The 20,840-nt window shown below is 49.3% G+C and carries 20 protein-coding genes; 12 read left to right on the forward strand and 8 right to left on the reverse strand.

All coding sequences use genetic code 11. From position 1 onward, the window contains the following. Nucleotides 1-13: 13 nt before the first annotated feature. The 4 genes from rfaJ (at nucleotide 14) to NBA72_RS08475 (ending at nucleotide 3,952) form a co-directional block, all read left to right on the forward strand. On the forward strand, nucleotides 14-1,027 hold the full coding sequence (gene rfaJ / locus NBA72_RS08460; protein WP_042948554.1) for a lipopolysaccharide 1,2-glucosyltransferase RfaJ: 1,014 nt from the start codon (nucleotides 14-16) through the stop codon (nucleotides 1,025-1,027). 22 nt (nucleotides 1,028-1,049) lie between these two features. Beyond that, on the forward strand, nucleotides 1,050-1,748 hold the full coding sequence (rfaY, locus tag NBA72_RS08465) for a lipopolysaccharide core heptose(II) kinase RfaY (RefSeq protein WP_042948552.1): 699 nt from the start codon (nucleotides 1,050-1,052) through the stop codon (nucleotides 1,746-1,748). Between the two features lie 149 nt (nucleotides 1,749-1,897). Then, nucleotides 1,898-2,707 (forward strand): 3-deoxy-D-manno-oct-2-ulosonate III transferase WaaZ, encoded by an 810-nt coding sequence (gene waaZ, locus NBA72_RS08470; protein WP_042948550.1) that lies wholly within the window; start codon nucleotides 1,898-1,900, stop codon nucleotides 2,705-2,707. 99 nt (nucleotides 2,708-2,806) lie between these two features. Continuing rightward, the gene (locus NBA72_RS08475) at nucleotides 2,807-3,952 is read left to right on the forward strand and encodes a lipopolysaccharide N-acetylglucosaminyltransferase (protein ID WP_042948548.1); all 1,146 of its coding nucleotides are present in this window, start codon (nucleotides 2,807-2,809) and stop codon (nucleotides 3,950-3,952) included. 56 nt (nucleotides 3,953-4,008) lie between these two features. Here the strand turns inward: NBA72_RS08475 and rfaL are convergent, their stop codons facing one another. The 4 genes from rfaL to rfaD are packed head-to-tail and all read right to left on the reverse strand — an operon-like array spanning nucleotide 4,009 to nucleotide 8,197. Further along, on the reverse strand, nucleotides 4,009-5,223 hold the full coding sequence (rfaL, locus tag NBA72_RS08480; RefSeq protein WP_042948547.1) for an O-antigen ligase RfaL: 1,215 nt from the start codon (nucleotides 5,221-5,223) through the stop codon (nucleotides 4,009-4,011). Nucleotides 5,224-5,262: 39 nt separating this feature from the next. Beyond that, complete coding sequence (gene rfaC, locus NBA72_RS08485) at nucleotides 5,263-6,216, reverse strand: lipopolysaccharide heptosyltransferase RfaC (protein WP_001264614.1); 954 nt, start codon at nucleotides 6,214-6,216, stop codon at nucleotides 5,263-5,265. Next, nucleotides 6,216-7,262 carry an ADP-heptose--LPS heptosyltransferase RfaF gene (gene rfaF / locus NBA72_RS08490; RefSeq protein WP_000699198.1) on the reverse strand — a complete coding sequence of 349 codons (1,047 nt, stop codon included), beginning with the start codon at nucleotides 7,260-7,262 and terminating at the stop codon, nucleotides 6,216-6,218. The genes rfaC and rfaF overlap by 1 nt, the downstream gene beginning before the upstream one ends. Before the next feature lie 2 nt (nucleotides 7,263-7,264). After that, entirely contained in the window at nucleotides 7,265-8,197 is a 933-nt protein-coding gene (gene rfaD, locus NBA72_RS08495; RefSeq protein ID WP_000587771.1) for an ADP-glyceromanno-heptose 6-epimerase, read from the reverse strand. A 202-nt stretch (nucleotides 8,198-8,399) separates the two neighbouring features. On the opposite strand from rfaD, the gene kbl reads away from it, so the two are divergent. The 3 genes from kbl to NBA72_RS08510 all read left to right on the forward strand — a co-directional run bounded on the left by kbl (nucleotide 8,400) and on the right by NBA72_RS08510 (nucleotide 12,160). Next, the gene (gene kbl / locus NBA72_RS08500) at nucleotides 8,400-9,596 is read left to right on the forward strand and encodes a glycine C-acetyltransferase (protein ID WP_001213790.1); all 1,197 of its coding nucleotides are present in this window, start codon (nucleotides 8,400-8,402) and stop codon (nucleotides 9,594-9,596) included. A gap of 9 nt (nucleotides 9,597-9,605) precedes the next feature. Further along, on the forward strand, nucleotides 9,606-10,631 hold the full coding sequence (gene tdh, locus NBA72_RS08505) for an L-threonine 3-dehydrogenase (RefSeq protein ID WP_000645990.1): 1,026 nt from the start codon (nucleotides 9,606-9,608) through the stop codon (nucleotides 10,629-10,631). A 494-nt stretch (nucleotides 10,632-11,125) separates the two neighbouring features. After that, nucleotides 11,126-12,160: a glycosyltransferase gene (locus NBA72_RS08510; RefSeq protein ID WP_000798200.1), complete on the forward strand. Its 1,035-nt coding sequence runs from the start codon at nucleotides 11,126-11,128 to the stop codon at nucleotides 12,158-12,160. Here NBA72_RS08510 and NBA72_RS08515 read toward each other — a convergent pair. Genes NBA72_RS08515 through gpmM form a run of 3 tightly spaced genes read right to left on the reverse strand, consistent with a single transcriptional unit; the run spans nucleotide 12,147 to nucleotide 15,950 of the window. Beyond that, on the reverse strand, nucleotides 12,147-13,109 hold the full coding sequence (locus NBA72_RS08515) for a divergent polysaccharide deacetylase family protein (protein WP_042948542.1): 963 nt from the start codon (nucleotides 13,107-13,109) through the stop codon (nucleotides 12,147-12,149). The genes NBA72_RS08510 and NBA72_RS08515 overlap by 14 nt on opposite strands. A 3-nt stretch (nucleotides 13,110-13,112) precedes the next feature. Continuing rightward, nucleotides 13,113-14,372: a murein hydrolase activator EnvC gene (gene envC / locus NBA72_RS08520; RefSeq protein ID WP_058814511.1), complete on the reverse strand. Its 1,260-nt coding sequence runs from the start codon at nucleotides 14,370-14,372 to the stop codon at nucleotides 13,113-13,115. A 33-nt stretch (nucleotides 14,373-14,405) separates the two neighbouring features. After that, a complete protein-coding gene (gpmM, locus tag NBA72_RS08525) occupies nucleotides 14,406-15,950 on the reverse strand; it encodes a 2,3-bisphosphoglycerate-independent phosphoglycerate mutase (protein WP_000116576.1) in 1,545 nt (514 codons plus the stop codon). A gap of 247 nt (nucleotides 15,951-16,197) precedes the next feature. Here gpmM and NBA72_RS08530 point away from each other — a divergent pair, with 247 nt between their 5' ends. The 5 genes from NBA72_RS08530 (at nucleotide 16,198) to cysE (ending at nucleotide 19,395) form a co-directional block, all read left to right on the forward strand. Then, complete coding sequence (locus NBA72_RS08530; RefSeq protein WP_001156179.1) at nucleotides 16,198-16,629, forward strand: rhodanese-like domain-containing protein; 432 nt, start codon at nucleotides 16,198-16,200, stop codon at nucleotides 16,627-16,629. A gap of 85 nt (nucleotides 16,630-16,714) precedes the next feature. Further along, nucleotides 16,715-16,966: a glutaredoxin 3 gene (gene grxC / locus NBA72_RS08535; RefSeq protein WP_001273795.1), complete on the forward strand. Its 252-nt coding sequence runs from the start codon at nucleotides 16,715-16,717 to the stop codon at nucleotides 16,964-16,966. Nucleotides 16,967-17,009: 43 nt separating this feature from the next. Beyond that, on the forward strand, nucleotides 17,010-17,477 hold the full coding sequence (gene secB, locus NBA72_RS08540) for a protein-export chaperone SecB (RefSeq protein WP_000003370.1): 468 nt from the start codon (nucleotides 17,010-17,012) through the stop codon (nucleotides 17,475-17,477). Further along, nucleotides 17,477-18,496 (forward strand): NAD(P)H-dependent glycerol-3-phosphate dehydrogenase, encoded by a 1,020-nt coding sequence (gpsA, locus tag NBA72_RS08545; RefSeq protein ID WP_001076596.1) that lies wholly within the window; start codon nucleotides 17,477-17,479, stop codon nucleotides 18,494-18,496. Before secB ends, gpsA begins: the two co-directional genes overlap by 1 nt. Before the next feature lie 77 nt (nucleotides 18,497-18,573). Further along, nucleotides 18,574-19,395, forward strand: coding sequence for a serine O-acetyltransferase (cysE, locus tag NBA72_RS08550; RefSeq protein ID WP_001112113.1), 822 nt, complete (start codon nucleotides 18,574-18,576; stop codon nucleotides 19,393-19,395). Nucleotides 19,396-19,477: 82 nt separating this feature from the next. On the opposite strand, the gene NBA72_RS08555 is transcribed toward cysE, so the two are convergent. Next, a complete protein-coding gene (locus tag NBA72_RS08555; protein ID WP_001092104.1) occupies nucleotides 19,478-20,788 on the reverse strand; it encodes an MFS transporter in 1,311 nt (436 codons plus the stop codon). Between the last annotated feature and the right edge of the window lie 52 nt (nucleotides 20,789-20,840).

The following is a 20,840-nucleotide window of genomic DNA, read 5'->3' on the forward strand; positions in this document are numbered from 1 at the left end:
CATAGGTGATGTAATGGATTCATTTCCTGAGATAGAAATAGCTGAATATAAAGTTTTTGATGAAAGTAATAATAATAATGATGATAACGTATTAAACATTTCTTATGGCGTTGATGAAAACTATCTTGATGGTGTGGGGGTATCAATTGCTTCAGTTGTACTAAACAATAATATCCCGCTCGCTTTTCACATTATTTGTGATTTATACTCTCCGTGTTTTGTAAAATATATAGAGCGTTTAGCCGTACAGCATCACATAAAAATTTCTCTTTATCTTATTAAAGTAGAAAGCCTTGAGGTATTGCCTCAAACTAAAGTATGGTCGAGAGCAATGTATTTTCGTTTATTTGCTTTCGATTATCTCAGCAAGAAGGTAAATACACTACTTTATTTGGATGCCGATGTTGTATGCAAAGGATCTTTGCAATATCTTCTACAGCTTGATTTGACAGAGAAGATTGCTGCGGTCGTAAAAGATGTTGATTCCATCCAGAATAAGGTAAATGAGAGATTAAGAGCATTTAATTTACAAGGTGGTTATTTTAACTCCGGCGTGGTTTTTGTTAACCTGAAATTATGGAAAGAGAATGCCTTAACCGAAAAGGCATTTTTACTTTTGGCAGGTAAAGAAGCTAACTCTTTTAAATATCCCGATCAGGATGTTTTGAATATTCTCCTACAGGATAAAGTCATTTTTCTCCCACGACCGTATAATACCATTTATACTATCAAAAGTGAGTTGAAAGATAAGTCACATAAAAAGTATAGCAATATAATTAATGATAATACTATTTTAATTCATTATACGGGCGCTACAAAACCATGGCATGCCTGGGCAAATTATCCTTCAGTTATCTATTATAAAAATGCACGGTTGAATTCGCCCTGGAAAGATTTTCCTGCAAAAGATGCGCGTACCATAGTTGAATTTAAGAAGCGATATAAACATCTTCTCGTGCAAGGTCATTACTTTAAAGGCCTTCTGGCTGGAAGCGCATATCTTTATCGTAAACTTTTCCACAAATAATTCCCTTCCTTAAATCTCCATTATGATTATTGAAAAAAAGGTTAAAAACTATACTGTCTTTGTCAAAAAAGACGGTGAAAAATACATTGAGATATTCAAAGATTTTTTATCTTATAATCATCAGGCTATTAAAGTCTTCCGTAATATAGAAGATACAAAAGTTGTATTGATTAATACAGACTACGGAAAATATATTCTCAAAGTATTTAGTCCAAAAGTAAAAAATACTGAACGATTTTTCAAATCGTTAGTAAAAGGAGATTACTACGAAAAGCTTTTTCATCAGACAGATCGTGTGCGGCGTGAAGGGTTTGCGGCGCTTAATGATTTTTACCTGCTGGCGGAAATTAAAACATTACGCTATGTAAAAACATACGTGATGATAATTGAGTATATTGAAGGTATTGAACTTGTTGATATGCCAGAAATTTCTGACGAGGTGAGAGGGAAAATCAAACAGTCGATATATTCTCTGCATCAGCATGGTATGGTTTCGGGCGATCCCCATAAAGGTAACTTTATCCTGCAAGGCAATGAGATCAGAATTATCGATTTGTCCGGAAAAAGACCTTCCAGGCAACGAAAAGCAAAGGATCGTATTGATTTAGAAAGACATTATGGTATCAAAAATAATGTGAGAGATATCGGATTTTACTTATTGATTTATAAGAAAAAACTTCGAAATTTCCTTCGTCGTATTAAGGGTAAGGAAAAGCGCTGATCAATGTAGCACGTTTGGTTTAATTTAAGGGGCTGACTGACTTTTATTTGCTGCAGCGTTATGACATACTTGAGAGAATTTGAGATGTAATATTAGTTATTGAATATAACATTTATTTATAGGTTGCATGATAAACATACGAGTTTTTTATGGGTAGCGTTAATTTCATAACTCACGCCGATGTTCTGCAACTTATTGCGAAAAGAACGGCTGAAGATTGTATTATTTTTCTTTCTGGTCCTACGTCCAGAAAGACGCCGCTGTCCTTGTTACGAATGAAAGATGTCATTGCAGTCAATAGTTCTGTTCAATATTTGCTAAACAATAACGTCAAGCCATTTTTGTACCTTCTGACGGATGTTCGCTTCCTTCATCGCCGGCGCGAAGATTTTTATAACTTTAGCCGTAACAGTCAGTTTACTATCGTCAATCTTGATGTGTACGAACAGGCTTCAGTAGATGATCAAAAATATATTGAAGAAAACTGTTTAATTATTCGCTCCTTTTATCGCCGGGAAAAAGGGGGCTTTTTAAAGAAAATTAAATTTAATATCCTCAAGCGGGTTCATAAAGCATTACTTATTTCAGTTCCTCTTTCGAAAAGAGGACGACTGGCTGGATTTTGCAAGGATATCAGCATCGGCTATTGCTCTTGCCATACTATTGCTTATACCGCTATTCAGGTTGCCTATTCCCTCAAGTATGGCCGTATTATATGTTCTGGGCTTGACTTAACAGGGAGTTGCCCACGTTTCTATGACGAATCTACCAGCCCTATGCCATCTGAGCTTAGTAAAGACCTGTTTAAAATACTGCCATTTTTTACTTTTATGAGAAAAAATGTGAGTGATTTAAATATCTTTAATTTATCAGATGATACTGCAATTCATTACGATATTATTCCATATATTACAGCCTCGGAACTTGAGGATGAAATATATTACGATAAAATTGTCTAGACACTAGATAAATCATTATTTTGCGTTGCTTCGGCACGCATTTCTTTTTCTATAACATTTCTTTTTCTATAAAGTTAACTATTCTGGATTATAGCTATTATGATTAAAAAAATCATATTTACTGTTACTCCTATATTTTCAATTCCTCCTCGTGGTGCGGCTGCGGTAGAAACCTGGATTTACCAGGTTGCAAAACGACTATCAATACCGAGTGCTATTGCTTGTATAAAGAATGCTGGCTATCCTGAATATAATAAAATAAACGATAACTGTGATATTCATTACATTGGGTTTAGTAAAGTTTATAAGCGTCTTTTTCAGAAATGGACTCGTCTAGACCCACTACCCTATTCCCAGCGCGTCCTTAATATTAGAGATAAAGTGACTACCCAGGAAGATAGCGTCATTGTTATTCATAATAGTATGAAACTGTATCGGCAGATCAGAGAGCGCAATCCGAATGCAAAACTGGTTATGCACATGCATAACGCATTTGAACCAGAACTTCCTGATAACGATGCAAAAATTATCGTGCCCAGTCAGTTTCTTAAAGCGTTTTATGAAGAAAGATTGCCTGCCGCTGCTGTTAGTATTGTTCCTAATGGTTTTTGTGCTGAGACTTATAAAAGAAACCCACAAGATAATCTTCGTCAGCAATTAAATATTGCGGAAGATGCCACCGTTCTCTTATATGCCGGGAGAATTTCGCCTGATAAAGGCATCCTGTTGCTTTTGCAGGCGTTCAAAAAATTACGTACCTTAAGAAGTAATATTAAACTTGTCGTTGTTGGCGACCCTTATGCAAGCCGCAAGGGTGAAAAAGCAGAGTATCAAAAGAAAGTACTGGACGCCGCAAAAGAGATTGGAACGGATTGTATTATGGCTGGGGGGCAATCTCCCGACCAGATGCATAACTTCTATCATATAGCCGATTTGGTTATTGTGCCGTCTCAGGTTGAAGAAGCATTTTGCATGGTGGCTGTAGAAGCGATGGCAGCAGGAAAAGCGGTTCTTGCCAGCAAAAAAGGGGGGATTAGCGAATTTGTGTTAGATGGCATAACGGGCTATCACCTCGCAGAACCTATGTCGAGCGACAGTATAATTAATGATATTAACCGTGCGCTTGCTGATAAGGAATGCCACCAGATTGCCGAAAAAGCAAAATCCCTGGTGTTTTCAAAATACAGTTGGGAAAATGTAGCGCAGCGTTTCGAGGAACAAATGAAAAGCTGGTTTGATAAGTGATTGAGTCCTGATGATGGAAAACGCGCTGATACCGTAATAAGTATCAGCGCGTTTTTTTATCTATTTCTTAGCGCCAGCAGAAAACCAGTAATGATACCAATTTGAGCAATATCGACCTGTTCAAAATTACCACGAACGATATAAAAACCAATGAAAGATAAAAATAGCAAAAGATGAGCATTGTAGGGGCTTATCTCTACTTTCCTGAAGGTAGAGCTGGCTGTTTCCCTGATGATAGCGCCGTATAAATAGACCAGGCTCGCCAGACCCAATATGCCAGCACTAAACCAGATGTACAGGATGGTATTATGCGGACCGATGGATTCTTTAAAGGTCCACGTTGGATAATCGACAACGCGTTTATTATAAACACTATCATACACATCATTACCATAGCCGTAGCCCTTGATCGGGTTTTCCTGAATCAGTATCCACGCGGTACCCTGGGTTCCATTAGTATAACGATATGAGCTATCTGTCTGCTGTAATTTATACAGTAGTCGTTCCTGATCCGGTTTATGGCTTTGCTGAGTGATAACTAAAACGCCAGCAATAACCAGGATAGCAGCGCCAATTCCCATTAGTTTCCACTGACGGTTCAAAATCGCCCATAAAACGCCCACCACTAAAACTGCCAGCCATGCTCCCCGCGACAAGGTGCCTAACATTAAGAATAAGTAGACGGCGCTCAGCGCAAAGAAAGCGAGTTTGAGCGATGTTTTTCTGAATAGCCAGATATTCAACAATGCCGGGAACAGAAATACCATTGAATCAGATATATGTCGATGGTCATAGTTTGTAAATGGCATCACCCCCCTGGAATAGTCCTGAATATAAAAGACAATTTCTACCAGCGAACGTAATCCTAAACTTGTTAAAAAGGAGAAAAGTACTATTTTCGCAACCGTTTCTTTTGTTTCATCTTTTAATAGTACGGGGATTAATAAAGTATATAATAAGAAACCCTCTAGTACCGTATTTTCAAATTCTTTGAAACTTTCTTTCATATCTGGCGATATGAGTATGGAATAAACAAGGATTAATGATAATACTGCTACGCTATAAAATACGCTATTTTTGAAAAGAGGGGGAAAACTTTTCGGTGAGCGTGAGACCTGATAAATCGCGGTGATAACCATAAGTATGATTATCAAATGTTTATAACGCGTAATACCATCCAGAAAATACGTGGCAACAAAAAGAAAAACTAGCGCTTTATTCCAGATCGGCTTCCATTTCTCTTTATTTAACGTTAATGATGTGGTTAGCATCTTTTCTCCACAATAGGTTTGGGATGAGACAGAGTCTCTTTAATGAATCTTTCCAAATACGCTTGTGGCATCTAAATTCGCCAGGTTCTGTTCTGGTGAGCAGCATGCCATTTGGTTCTTCCCATAACCTCCAATTAACCCAGGGTCCGTTGGGCCATAGAGCGTAATATTCGGTCTGTCGAGCGCGGCGGTGAGATGGCTCAGGCCGGTATCAACCGATACGACAAATTTTGCGCCAGCCAGCACTCTGGCGACCTCCTCCAGGCTCATACGCGGTAACACATCCACATAGTCAAAGCCTTCGGCCAGTCGTTTAGCCCGGGCCTCCTCATGAGGCGCGCCCCAGGGAAGTTTTATCCGTAATCCGGTGTTGCCCACCAGGCCGATAAGCTCGCGCCAGTTTGCTTCCGGCCAGTGTTTATCATCGCGGGTCGTGGCATGTAAAAACACCGCATACGGATCGCTAACCGCCTGCTGGCAATGCAGAAAATGTTTTGCGATGGCATAATCGCCCTGCGACTGCGGTTTATCGTATCCCAGACTTTTGGCGAACAGTTCGCGCGTCCGTTCAACCGCATGTTGTTGCTTTGCGATATGGTGTTTACGGTTATAAAACAGGCTGGCCAGCGGTTCGCGGGCGGTACTCCAGTCCATACCGTGCTTTATCCCATGCGCCAGACGCGTCACCAGCGCCGCGCTTTTCACCAGCCCCTGCGCATCAATCACAGCGTCGTATTGGTATGCGCATACCGCCCGATGAAAGGCTGTGCGTTCCGCTTTGATGGGCGCGGAAAACCAGGCCTTGCGCCAACGGCGAATAGCGACGGGAATCACGCGATCGACAGCACTGTGCCAGGACGGAATTTGCGCAAACCCTTCTTCGACAACCCAATCAAATTGAATCCCCGGAATCGCCTGTTGCGCGTCGGTAAGCGCAGGCAGGGTATGTAATACGTCGCCCATCGATGATGTTTTAACGATCAAAACCCGCATTAAACGCCCTCTTCCGACAACAGCGAATGAAGCTCTTCCTGAACCCGCTGCGGCGTGATATCGATCAGGCTCTGGTGATAGCCTTGCGCCGTATCGCCTTTACGCACTTTGTGATAACCCGTAATGAGACGAATCACCCGGGCCTTATGAGACAGCGGTGGCGTGAAATCCGGGCTACTTGGGCCATACAAGGCGACCAGCGGGCGGTCGAGCGCCGCCGCGACGTGCATCAGTCCGGAATCGTTGGTGACGATGGCTTTACAGGCGGCTATCAGAATGACGGCCTGTTCCAGCTGGGTTTCCCCCGCCAGGTTGCGACACCATGCCTGCTGCTCGCTATTCAGCGCCGCCAGGATCTCATTTCCGGCTTCATGGTCTTTTGCCGAGCCAAATAGTACGACCTGATACCCTTCGTTAATGAGCTGCTTTGCCAGTTCGGCGTAGTGATAGTGCGGCCAACGTTTTGCCGGGCCAAATTCCGCGCCGGGGCAAAAGCCGATCAGAGGACGTTCAGAAGATAGTGAAAAGTCGCTGCACATCAGCGACTTTTCACCCTCGCTAACCTGGAGCTGCGGCCAGAGCAGCGGCTGCGGCAGATCTTTCGCCGTGCGCATCACGCCCTTATCATAAGCCAGCGCCACGTAGCGCTCTACCATCAGCGGCCAGGCGTCTTTATCAAGGACGCGCGCATCGTTCAGCAGGCCATAGCGCATTTCGCCGCGCCAGCCGGTACGGTGCGGGATATTGGCAAAGAAAGGAATCAGCGCCGATTTAAACGAATTTGGCAGCACCCAGGCGCGATCGTAGCGCTTCTCTCGCAGGCTATGGCCCAATCTGCGGCGCTCGCCTATTTCCAGCGCGCCGTGGCCCAGCGGCATGGGTATCGCCTCGTTAACTTCCGGCATACGCGATAACAACGGACGGCACCAGGCGGGCGCCATCACGTCGATTATCGCCTGGGGATAGCGCGCTTTAAGCGTGCGATAGAGACTTTGCGACATCATCATGTCGCCCACCCAGGACGGGCCAATGACCAAAATTTTCATACTTACGCGTCGCGGTTCAGCCAGGCCATATACTCCGTGACGCCTTCGGCGACGGTCTTAAAGGGTTTGTCGTAGCCCGCGTTGCGTAGATTGGTTAAATCCGCCTGCGTAAACGCCTGATAGCGGCCTTTCAGCTTATCCGGGAACGGAATGTATTCAATGCTGCCTTTTTTATGGTATGCCAGCGTCGCGTCGGCGACGGCCTGGAAAGATTCCGCACGGCCTGTGCCCAGGTTAAAGATGCCGGACTTACCGCTTTCCAGGAACCACAGGTTAACGGCGGCCACATCGCCCACGTAAACGAAGTCGCGCTTGAAGTTTTCGCTGCCTTCAAACAGTTTCGGGCTTTCGCCGTTGTTTAACTGTGTATTCAGATGAAATGCCACGCTTGCCATGCTGCCTTTATGGCCTTCACGTGGTCCATAGACGTTGAAATAGCGGAAACCGACAATCTGCGAGTTCGCTTCTGGCAGGATCTGGCGCACATATTCATCAAACAGGAATTTAGAATAGCCGTAAACGTTAAGCGGTTTTTCGTATTCGCGCGATTCGATGAAATCAGACGTGCGACCGCCATAGGTGGCGGCAGAAGAGGCGTAGAGGAACGGGATTTCGCGCTCAAGACAATAGTGCAGCAGCTCTTTGGAGTATTGATAGTTATTATCCATCATATACTTGCCGTCCCACTCGGTGGTGGAAGAGCAGGCGCCTTCATGGAAAATAGCTTCGATATCGCCGAGCTCTTCTCCGGACATAATCTGGATAAGGAAATCTTCCTTATCCATATAGTCAGCAATGTTCAGATCCACCAGGTTTACAAACTTGGTGCCGTCTTTCAGGTTATCCACCACCAGAATATCGGTGATACCTTTATCATTCAGGGCCTTAACGATATTGCTGCCGATAAAGCCCGCGCCGCCGGTAACGATGATCATAACTGTAACCTTTGAATTATGGTGTCAGAGACTGTCTCAGACATGAATGCTCTTATCATAACACTATTCATCCATTCACTGATAACCCGTGAGGATACGCGTGATTTATGCTGCATTTTAAAGAAGTGATGACGCGTCATCTCGTATCAACGTATCGCTTTGGGTAATATGTGCTGAAATTTGCCCAGTCTGGAGAATCGCAATGCGTGGGGATTTTTACAAACAGTTAACCAACGATCTGGAAACCGCCCGGGCGGAAGGATTGTTTAAAGAAGAGCGCATTATTACGTCTGCGCAGCAGGCGGATATCACCGTGGCGGATGGAAGCCACGTTATTAACTTTTGCGCCAATAACTATCTCGGGCTGGCGAATCACCCTGAGCTGATTAATGCCGCAAAAGCGGGCATGGACAGCCACGGTTTCGGTATGGCGTCCGTGCGTTTTATCTGCGGCACCCAGGACAGCCACAAAGCGCTGGAGCAAAAGCTGGCAAGCTTCCTCGGCATGGAAGATGCGATTCTGTATTCCTCCTGTTTCGACGCTAACGGCGGCTTGTTTGAGACGTTGCTGGGCGCGGAAGACGCTATTATTTCCGACGCGCTGAACCACGCGTCTATCATTGACGGCGTGCGTTTGTGTAAAGCGAAGCGCTATCGCTATGCCAACAACGATATGGCTGAGCTGGAAGCACGGCTGAAAGAGGCGCGTGAGGCCGGCGCGCGTCATGTCCTGATCGCCACCGACGGGGTGTTCTCAATGGATGGCGTCATCGCCAATCTGAAAGGCGTCTGTGATCTGGCCGATAAATACGATGCGCTGGTGATGGTTGATGATTCTCACGCGGTAGGCTTTGTCGGCGAAAACGGTCGTGGTTCCCATGAATACTGCGACGTAATGGGCCGCGTAGATATTATTACCGGTACGCTGGGCAAAGCGTTAGGCGGCGCATCCGGCGGCTATACCGCGGCGCGTAAAGAGGTCGTTGAGTGGTTGCGTCAGCGTTCCCGCCCATATCTGTTCTCCAACTCCCTGGCGCCGGCAATCGTGGCGGCTTCTATTAAAGTGTTGGAGATGGTGGAAGCGGGCGCAGAACTGCGCGATCGCTTGTGGGCGAACGCCCGGCAGTTCCGTGAGCAGATGTCTGCCGCGGGATTTACGCTGGCAGGCGCGGATCACGCCATTATCCCGGTAATGCTGGGAGATGCGGTTGTCGCGCAGAAATTTGCCCGCGAACTGCAAAAAGAGGGCATTTACGTTACCGGTTTCTTCTATCCGGTCGTACCAAAAGGTCAGGCGCGTATTCGTACCCAGATGTCTGCGGCGCATACACCTGAGCAAATTACGCGTGCGGTAGACGCGTTCACGCGTATTGGTAAACAACTGGGCGTGATTGCCTGAGGATGTAAGATGAAAGCGTTATCCAAACTGAAAGCGGAAGAGGGCATCTGGATGACCGACGTTCCGGAACCGGAAGTCGGCCATAACGATTTGCTGATTAAAATCCGTAAAACAGCCATCTGCGGTACTGACGTTCACATCTATAACTGGGATGACTGGTCGCAAAAAACCATCCCGGTTCCGATGGTCGTGGGGCATGAATATGTCGGCGAAGTGGTCGGCATCGGTCAGGAAGTGAAAGGCTTTAAAATCGGCGATCGCGTCTCCGGCGAAGGTCATATCACCTGCGGTCATTGCCGCAACTGCCGTGGCGGTCGTACTCACCTGTGTCGCAACACCACCGGCGTGGGCGTCAACCGTCCCGGCTGCTTCGCGGAATACCTGGTCATCCCGGCGTTCAATGCGTTTAAAATCCCGGATAACATTTCTGATGATTTAGCCTCTATTTTCGACCCGTTTGGTAATGCGGTGCATACGGCGTTGTCTTTCGATCTGGTCGGCGAAGATGTACTGGTATCGGGGGCGGGGCCAATCGGCGTAATGGCCGCCGCAGTGGCGAAACATGTCGGCGCGCGTCATGTGGTGATTACTGACGTCAATGAATACCGTCTGGAGCTGGCGCGCAAAATGGGCGTCACCCGCGCGGTCAACGTCGCGAAAGAGAGCCTGAACGACGTCATGGCGGAGCTGGGAATGACCGAAGGATTCGATGTGGGTCTGGAGATGTCCGGCGCGCCGCCGGCGTTTCGTACCATGCTGGACACCATGAATCACGGCGGTCGTATTGCGATGTTGGGGATTCCGCCATCAGATATGTCTATCGACTGGACAAAAGTTATCTTTAAGGGCTTGTTCATTAAAGGTATTTATGGTCGTGAGATGTTCGAAACGTGGTACAAAATGGCGGCGCTGATCCAGTCCGGTCTGGATCTGTCACCGATTATCACCCATCGTTTCTCTATTGATGATTTCCAGAAAGGTTTTGACGCCATGCGTTCAGGCCAGTCAGGAAAAGTTATTCTGAGCTGGGATTAATATGTATATACCCAAAATAATTCGAGTTGCTTAAAGGCGGCAAGGGCGTGAGTCCCCAGGAGCATAGATAACTATGTGACTGGGGTGAACGACAAATCTGCCGGGAGCAGATTTGAACGTCGCGTGCGACGGCCCGTCAGGGCGAGGCCCATGGATGGGCCGAGTAATCCGTAGCCAACACATAAGCAACTTGAAGTATGAAGGGTATAGAGACCCGATGATATTTATCGGGTCTGATATACGTTTCATCGTAAAAGGTTGGTGTCATTCGCCAACCTTTTTTGTTAGGGAAAATCTGGAAAGCCGTAAAGAATTGTCATAGACATCAAGCATTCGTAATTGCGCTTTACTCTTATTTTACTCGCTAACGTCACGCTCTACTCTGAGTTTTGTGCTTGCTTTTTACTGTAAAAATTAATTATGGCGGCTTAATAGTTTCTTAATAGAGCCACAGTATAAAGGCAGGGTAAATTAAGGTTTTTCTGGTAATCGTTATGAAAAATAGTAAAACCAAAGTGAGTATCATTGTCCCGTTATATAATGCGGGAGCGGATTTTAATGCTTGCATGGCGTCATTAATCGCGCAAACGTGGTCGGCGCTGGAAATTATTATTGTGAATGATGGATCGACGGATCATTCCGTTGAGATAGCAAAACATTACGCGGAACATTACCCGCATGTTCGACTGCTTCATCAGGCCAATGCTGGCGCATCTGTCGCCCGTAATCTTGGCCTGCAAGCAGCGACCGGCGATTATGTCGCCTTTGTCGATGCAGATGACCTGGTCTACCCGAAGATGTATGAAACGCTGATGACCATGGCGCTTAACGATGATCTGGACGTTGCGCAGTGCAACGCGGACTGGTGCGTCCGAAAAACCGGGCACGCCTGGCAATCTATTCCGACCGATCGTCTGCGCTCCACCGGGGTATTAAGCGGACCGGATTGGTTGCGTATGGCGTTGGCCTCGCGGCGCTGGACGCATGTTGTCTGGATGGGCGTTTATCGACGTGCGTTAATTACCGATAACAATATTACTTTCGTTCCCGGACTACATCATCAGGACATATTATGGTCGACGGAAGTTATGTTTAATGCCACGCGCGTACGTTATACCGAACAATCATTATATAAATATTTCCTGCATGATAATTCGGTAAGCCGTTTGCAAAGACAAGGCAATAAAAATCTTAATTATCAGCGGCATTATATTAAAATTACGCGATTATTAGAAAAGCTCAATCGTGATTATGCCCGTCGTATTCCGATTTACCCGGAATTTCGCCAGCAAATTACCTGGGAAGCGTTACGCGTTTGTCATGCGGTACGTAAAGAGCCTGATATTTTGACCCGCCAGCGTATGATTGCCGAAATTTTTACTTCTGGCATGTATAGACGGATGATGGCTAACGTCCGCAGCGCGAAAGCAGCTTATCAGACGCTGCTCTGGTCTTTCCGGCTGTGGCAATGGCGCGACAAAACCTTGTCGCACCGTCGTATGGCCCGTAAGGCGCTCAATCTGTCTTAGCGCTCACGTTTTTAGGCGCGGCGATTTTCCCCCAGCCTTGCCACTGATGCTGAAACCAGACAACCACGGAACTTTGCGTAATGCTCTCGCCGATGACGCTGAAAAAGCGCGTAGCGTAGACCGGTTGCAGCGGTTTTTTCGGCTTGCACATCTTCACGCCGCGAAAGGGATTGCGCGGTGCGTCAATTTTCTGCGGCGTCACACCCGGTCGGGACGTATCTACCTGCGGTTCGTTGAGCAGGCTGCCTGGACGTACCAGGGTGATATCCGCCGGCAGGTGATAAACCATCTGTTGCAGCACGCGAACCGTTGCGGGATGTGGATGACCAATCGCGATAGCGGAACCGTTGCGACGGGCCAGTTCGATAGCGCGATTAAACTGACGGCGGATATCCGCCTCGTTTTGCGTATCGTCGAGGAACACTTTGCGCTTGATCACTTTCACACCCGTACCGGATGCCGCGCGCATCGCCTGGCTATTGCCAATCGTCATGCTGTCGAGAAAATAGAGATTGTAATGTTCCAGCGCCTGCATAACTTTTTGCATACCGAACAGGCTGGAAGTCATTGCGCTGCCCATGTGGTTATTAAGCCCGACGGCATACGGCACGTTGTTTACCGCCTCGCGGATAATGCGCTCGATCTCATCGCTGCTCATATCTGGTCGCAGCGTATCCTTCTCCAGCGGCTGTTTGCTTAGCGGCGCCATCGGCAGATGGATTAACACCTCATGCCCGCTATTGTGCGCTTTAGTTGCCATTTCGCGCGCGTGCGGCGCGTTGGGCAGTACGGCGACGGAGATGTTTGGCGGCAGCGCCAGAACCTGGTTTTCCGTGTGCGGGCGATAGCCAAAATCATCAATCACGATGGCGAGCTTGCCAGCGAAAACGGGATGTGCAAACGCCAGCAAAGTGGCCAGCGTGAGAATGGAGCGACGAAACTGAGGCAAAACTTATCTTCCCAACCACGGCTGTGGATTGACGGCCTGACCCTGGCGACGAATTTCGAAATAAAGCGAAGGTCTGCCCTGACCGCCGCTACTGCCCACAAGGGCGATAGGTTGTCCGGCGCGCACCTGCGCGCCTACGCTGACCAGCGCGCTCTGGTTATAGCCGTAAAGGCTCATATCGCCTTTACCATGCTCCACGACCACCACCAGGCCATAGCCTTGCAGCCAGTCCGCCAGAATCACCCTGCCGTCGGCGATGGCTTTGACCTCGGTGCCTTCCGACGCGCCGATCACCATCCCCTTCCAACGTAGCTCACCCTGCAGCCGTTCGCCATAGCGATGCAATATCGGGCCGCGTACCGGCCAGTATGCCTGACCGCGAGGCGCGCCCAGACCGCCGGTGCGGGACATTAGCGAACGCTCGCTTTCCGTCGGCTTATAGGTGCTGCCTTTACGCGAGGCTTCCTGCTGCTTATCGCGTACCGCCTGCGCTTCGCGGGCTTCACGCTCCGCTCGCGCTTTGGCCGCCGCTTCCGCCCGCGCGATACTGTTGCGTAGGCGTGATTCGTTGGCGCGCAGTTCGCTTAACTGTTGCTGGCCTTGCTGAATAGACGACTCCAGTCCGGCAAGCGTTTTCTTACGTTCATTACGCGCCTGCTCCAGCTTCGCCTGTTGGGCGCGCTGCTCATACAGCAACGTTTGTTGTTGGCTTTGCTTCTCTTCCAGCTCGGCTTTTTGCGTGGCGACCTGTTCGCGAGTCTGCTTCAGTTCGGCGATAGTCTCCTGGCGCGCCTGGTTCAGATAGCCGAAGTAGGCCTGCAGGCGTTGCCCACGCTGGCTCTCTTCTCCGCTAAGAATAAGCTGAATGCCGGTGTGTTCGCCCTGGCGGAAAGCGGCGTCCAACTGCGCGGCAAGATTACGCTCCTGGCTGGCTTTTTGCTGCTCCAGTTTGGCAATTGAGGCGTTCATCTCATCAATTTGCGCGTTTAACTGATCCAGAGTGCTTTGCGTTTCGCGCAGCTTACGCGCTGCGGCCGAGATGGCCTCTTCCTGGGCTTTCAGTTGTGCCAGGAGGCTGGCGCGCTGTTGCTGCTGCTGGCGTACGTCGCGTTCTTTCGCGGCGATATCGGCCTGAATAGATTTGAGTTGATCGCGGTCATCCGCGTGGGCGGAAAAGGCGCACAACAATACGCCAGCGCTAAGTACGCTGGCGTAGAACAAAGGCCTGACTGAAAACGTTCTTGGTTTCACGGCCTGTTGAATGGTGTTAATCGCCTTTCCCCTCATGGGGAGGGATTATTCCACGATGAACAGCGGCTTACCAGTCATCTCTTGCGGGATTTCCATCCCCATCAGCGACAGCATGGTAGGCGCAATGTCTGAAAGTTTGCCGCCTTCAACCGCCTTCACGTTTTTCTCGCCGACATAAATCAGCGGCACCGGCAGGTTGGTGTGGGCGGTATGCGCCTGACCGGTCGCCGGATCGCGCATCTGCTCCGCGTTGCCGTGGTCCGCGGTAATCAACAGTTGTCCACCAACGGACTCAACCGCTTTTGTTACCTGTTCAATGCAGTTATCCAACGCTTCCACCGCTTTGATGGCGGCTTCCATCACGCCGGTATGACCGACCATATCGCCGTTTGGATAGTTACAAATGATGGTGTCGTACTTACCGCTTTCGATCGCCGCGACCAATTTTTCAGTCAATTCTGCAGAGCTCATTTCCGGTTGCAGGTCATAAGTGGCCACTTTCGGGGAGTTGATCAGAATGCGCTCTTCGCCAGCAAACGGTTCTTCTACGCCGCCGTTAAAGAAAAAGGTTACGTGCGCATATTTTTCCGTTTCGGAAATACGCAGCTGAGTTTTGTCGTTTTTCGCCATCCATTCGCCAAAGGTATTCGCCAGCGACGCTGGTGGGTAGGCAACGGCAGTTTTGATGTCGGCGGCGTATTCGGTCAGCATCACGAAGTTCAGATTAACCACTTTCTTACGCGCAAAGCCGTCGAAATCAGCATTAACGAAAGCGCGGGTAATTTCGCGCGCGCGGTCAGCGCGGAAGTTCATGAAAATCAGCGTGTCGCCGTCTTCCATCGCCGCATCAGCCTGGCCCTCGGCGCGGATAACGGTCGCTTTGACAAACTCATCGTTTTCATCACGAGCGTAAGCGGCCTGCAGGCCAGCCACAGCGGTATCCGCCTGGAATTCGCCCTGGGCCAGGGTCATCAGATCATACGCTTTTTCCACGCGATCCCAACGGTTGTCGCGGTCCATAGCGTAGTAACGACCGACGATAGACGCCACGCGGCCTTTGCCCAGCGCGGCGAATTTGTCTTCGAATTTTTTCAGCGAGGCTTCAGCGCTGCGCGGCGGGGTATCGCGACCGTCGAGGAAGGCGTGCAGATAGATTTTTTCTGCGCCGCGCTCTGCGGCCAGCTCCACCATCGCCATAATGTGATCTTCGTGGCTGTGGACGCCGCCCGCGGACAGCAGACCCATAATATGAACCGCTTTACCGGCGTTTTTCGCCTGGTCTACCGCATTGGTCAGGACTGGGTTAGCAAAGAAAGTACGTTCTTTAATTTCAACGTCCAGACGCGTCAGGTCCTGATAAACGATGCGACCTGCGCCCAGGTTAACGTGGCCCACTTCGGAGTTGCCCATCTGGCGGTCAGGCAGACCCACTTCCAGACCGGATGCGTCGATCAGGGTATGCGGACGTTTTGCCCACAGAGCATCCATCACCGGGGTTTTGGCGTTTAAGATAGCGTTATCCTGCTGTTCTTCACGGTAGCCGTAGCCATCCAGAATCACCAGTACCATAGGTTTTTTAGAAACCGACATTGCGACAACCTCATACTCAATAGACAAAATAATTGCGTAATTTTACTACAGCTGAATCGATAAAATAGCCTCAGAAGATCAAAGAAAGGGATCGCGCTGGCGTGAGAAGGCAAGTAATAGCGTGATTTTTTTTCGTAGCGCCCCGCAAAAATGCATTCCAGTGCACGCTCTGGCTGTATTTGCGCCACTGCACAGGTATACTCCTTTCCTGGTTTTTTAATCACTACGTCGGGAGTTGTTACCCCCCATGCAAGAAATTATGCAATTTGTTGGCCGTCATCCCATACTGAGTATCGCCTGGATTGCGTTACTGGTGGCGGTTTTATTTACCACGTTCAAAGGTCTGACTTCAAAAGTTAAGGTGATTACACGCGGCGAAGCCACGCGCCTTATCAACAAAGAGGACGCCGTTGTTGTGGATTTACGTCAACGTGACGATTTCCGTAAAGGCCATATCGCTGGCGCGACCAATTTGCTGCCGAGCGAAATCAAAGCCAACAATGTTGGCGAACTGGAAAAGCACAAAGACAAGCCGATTATCGTGGTCGACGGTTCTGGTATGCAGTGCCAGGAATCCGCTAACGCGCTGACAAAAGCCGGCTTTGAAAAGGTCTTTGTGTTGAAAGAAGGCGTAGCAGGCTGGAGCGGCGAGAATCTGCCTCTGGTGCGCGGTAAGTGATTACCCGTCGTTTTCATGACGTAAGGGGAATGACTTGCCCTTGCGTCGACATGAAATCCATCGGGTAAAAAACAGGAGCGAAGTCATGGCCAATATTGAAATCTACACCAAAGCAACCTGTCCGTTTTGCCATCGTGCAAAGGCGCTGTTAAACAGCAAGGGCGTGAGTTTCCAGGAAATTGCGATTGACGGCGACGCCGTGAAGCGTGAAGAGATGATCAAACGTAGTGGCCGAACGACGGTTCCGCAAATTTTTATTGATGCACAGCACATTGGCGGTTGTGACGACTTGTATGCGCTGGATGCGCGTGGTGGACTGGATCCGCTGTTGCGTTAAGGCGTACTCAAGTATTTAAGGACAACACTAAAGGGTTTTACACATGTCAGAACAAAATAACACTGAAATGGCTTTCCAGATCCAACGTATCTATACCAAGGATGTTTCTTTCGAAGCGCCAAACGCACCGCATGTTTTCCAGAAAGATTGGCAGCCAGAGGTTAAACTGGATCTTGATACGGCATCTTCCCAACTGGCGGATGACGTTTATGAAGTTGTGCTGCGTGTTACCGTAACGGCTTCCCTGGGGGAAGAAACCGCGTTCCTGTGCGAAGTTCAGCAGGCCGGTATTTTCTCCATCAGCGGTATTGAAGGTACTCAGATGGCGCATTGCCTGGGCGCATACTGCCCGAACATTCTGTTCCCGTATGCTCGCGAGTGCATCACCAGCCTGGTTTCACGCGGTACGTTCCCGCAACTGAACCTTGCGCCGGTCAACTTTGATGCGCTGTTCATGAACTATTTGCAGCAGCAGGCTGGCGAAGGTACTGAAGAACATCAGGATGCCTGATGAACCAAAGTAATGCGTCAATGACAGTCATCGGTGCCGGCTCGTACGGCACCGCTCTTGCCATCACTCTGGCGAGAAACGGCCACCAGGTTGTCCTGTGGGGCCACGACCCAAAACATATCGCGACCCTGGAGCACGATCGCTGCAACGTCGCGTTCCTTCCCGATGTGCCTTTTCCCGATACGTTACACCTGGAAAGCGACTTAGCAACCGCGCTGGCGGCCAGTCGTAACATTCTGGTGGTGGTGCCAAGCCATGTTTTCAGCGACGTGCTGCGGCAGATTAAACCGCTGATGCGTCCGGATGCGCGTCTGGTATGGGCGACCAAAGGCCTGGAAGCGGAAACGGGGCGCCTGTTGCAGGATGTCGCTCGCGAGGCGTTAGGCGATCAAATCCCGCTGGCGGTGATTTCCGGTCCGACGTTCGCTAAAGAGCTGGCGGCGGGTTTGCCGACGGCAATCTCGCTGGCCTCAACCGATGAGACCTTTGCCGACGATCTCCAGCAACTGTTGCACTGCGGAAAAAGTTTTCGCGTCTATATCAATGCGGATTTTATCGGCGTGCAGCTTGGCGGCGCGGTGAAAAACGTGATTGCGATTGGCGCGGGGATGTCTGACGGCATCGGCTTCGGCGCGAACGCCCGCACGGCGCTAATCACGCGTGGACTGACCGAAATGTCGCGGCTTGGCGCAGCGCTTGGCGCCGATCCCGCCACCTTTATGGGGATGGCGGGTTTAGGCGATCTGGTGCTGACCTGTACCGACAACCAGTCGCGCAACCGTCGTTTTGGCATGATGCTTGGCCAGGGCATGGACGTTAAAGGCGCGCAGGATAAGATTGGCCAGGTGGTCGAAGGCTATCGCAATACGAAAGAAGTTCGTGAATTGGCGCACCGTTTTGGTGTTGAAATGCCAATAACCGAGGAAATTTATCAAGTATTGTATTGCGGAAAAAACGCGCGCGAGGCAGCATTAACGTTATTAGGTCGCGCCCGCAAGGAAGAGCTGAGTCGCCACTAGCCGTAAGGAACTGTTTGCATAAACGACCCAACCCGCACAGAACGGGTTGGTCGTTTTCTGCCCGTCTGGAGTAAGCCATGCCGTGTGAAGAACTGGAAATCGTCTGGAAGAATATTAAAGCTGAAGCCCGCGCTTTAGCTGACTGTGAGCCTATGTTGGCCAGTTTTTATCACGCCACGCTACTCAAGCATGAAAATCTGGGCAGTGCGCTGAGCTATATGCTGGCAAATAAACTGGCGTCGCCCATCATGCCCGCTATCGCTATCCGTGAAGTAGTTGAAGAAGCCTATGCTGCCGACCCGGAAATGATCGCGTCGGCAGCCTGCGATATTCAGGCCGTGCGCACTCGCGATCCGGCGGTGGATAAATACTCCACGCCGCTGTTATATCTGAAAGGCTTTCATGCGCTACAGGCCTACCGCATTGGTCACTGGTTGTGGAATAAAGGTCGCCGCGCGCTGGCTATCTTCCTGCAAAATCAGGTTTCGGTCTCGTTTCAGGTGGATATTCACCCGGCAGCGAAAATTGGCCGCGGGATTATGCTCGACCATGCCACCGGTATTGTGGTGGGGGAGACGGCGGTTATTGAGGATGATGTGTCGATCCTGCAATCCGTCACCCTGGGCGGTACCGGGAAAACGAGCGGCGATCGTCATCCTAAAATCCGCGAAGGCGTGATGATTGGCGCGGGCGCGAAAATTCTCGGCAATATCGAGGTGGGGCGCGGCGCGAAAATTGGCGCAGGTTCCGTCGTTTTACAGCCTGTCCCGCCGCACACTACCGCCGCAGGCGTTCCGGCGCGTATTGTCGGCAAGCCGGGCAGCGATAAGCCGTCGATGGATATGGACCAGCATTTCAACGGGATACACCATACGTTTGAGTATGGCGACGGCATCTGAATTGCGCGGTACAACTAAAAAACGCTGTTCCGATGGAGTGCAATCCCGGAACAGCGGAGCGAAGAATTCGCAATGTGGACAATCAGGCTGCGGATGATGTCAGCGTGATGCGATCCAGCGGGCCGACGATAAACAGATATGAAATGAGACCAATAAGTCCCATCGAGCCAACGTATAAAATGGCAAAGTCGAACGACTGAGTATTGGCAAGAATCACGCCGATGACCAGTGGAGTAACGATGCTTGCCATATTGCCGCACATGTTAAATACGCCGCCAGCAATACCCAGAACTTCCTTCGGCGAGGTGTCGCTGAGTACGCACCAGCCCAGGTTACCAAACCCTTTGGCAAAAAAGGCCAGACTCATCGCCGCAATGACCACAAATTCTGAAGAGGTGTAGTTGGCGATCACAATTACGCAAGAGAGCAACATACCGCAGATAACAGGCAGTTTCCGCGCGACGGTAAGGCTATAGCCGCGTTTGAGCAGCCAGTCGGAGAACACGCCGCCGAGCAGGCCGCCAATAAAACCGGCAATGGCTGGAATACTGGCCACAAAACCGACTTTCAGAATCGACATGCCTTTCGCTTGGTACAAGTAGGTCGGGAACCAGGTCAGGAAGAACCAGGTGATAGAGGTGACGCAGAATTGCCCGATGTAAACACCGATCATCATCCGGTTAACACAGACGGTTTTAATCTGCGCAAACGTTATTTTCTGCGGCTCCTTTTTACAGCCCAGAGAGGGCTCGCCACCACCGCTACGAATATAGTCAATTTCCGCTTGATTAACTTTTGGATGGTGCATCGGATCTTTGACTTTCATTAACCAGAATATACCGAGCATCACGCCAATAGCGCCAATATAATAGAAGACAAAATGCCAGCTTAAATTATGCAGAATGATCGTCATTAGCGGGGTGATAATGCCCAGCGAGATATATTGCGCAGCCTGATAAACTGAAGTAACGAAACCTCGTTCATTATTGGGAAACCATTGTACGCTTAAACGACTGTTCGCCGGAAAGGCAGGCGCTTCAATCGCGCCCATCAGCAGACGTAGAATAACCAGTACAATTAATGGGCTGCCATACAGATAGATCGTTCCCTGAAACATGGTTACTAACGACCAGCCAATCAATGCGCAACCGTAAACCAGTCGTGAACCGTAGCGGTCTAATAGCCAACCACCGGGTAGTTGCATAATGACATAGGCGATACCAAATGAGGAGAAGGCCAGGCCCATCGCTTCCGGATCAAAACCTAATTCTTTACTCATTATTGGGGCAACTACGGATAGAGTTGCGCGATCCGCATAATTAAATACGGTAGCAAGAAATAAAAATATAAGAATGGTATGACGCACTTTTGTGCGCTTTATTATTGTGTTCATTATCTACTCCTCAGATAAGGGCAGAATGCATCCTGTAAGGTAAGAGAGGCGG

It is taken from the genome of Salmonella sp. NW1250, assembly GCF_051812965.1.
Lineage (GTDB): Bacteria > Pseudomonadota > Gammaproteobacteria > Enterobacterales > Enterobacteriaceae > Salmonella > Salmonella enterica.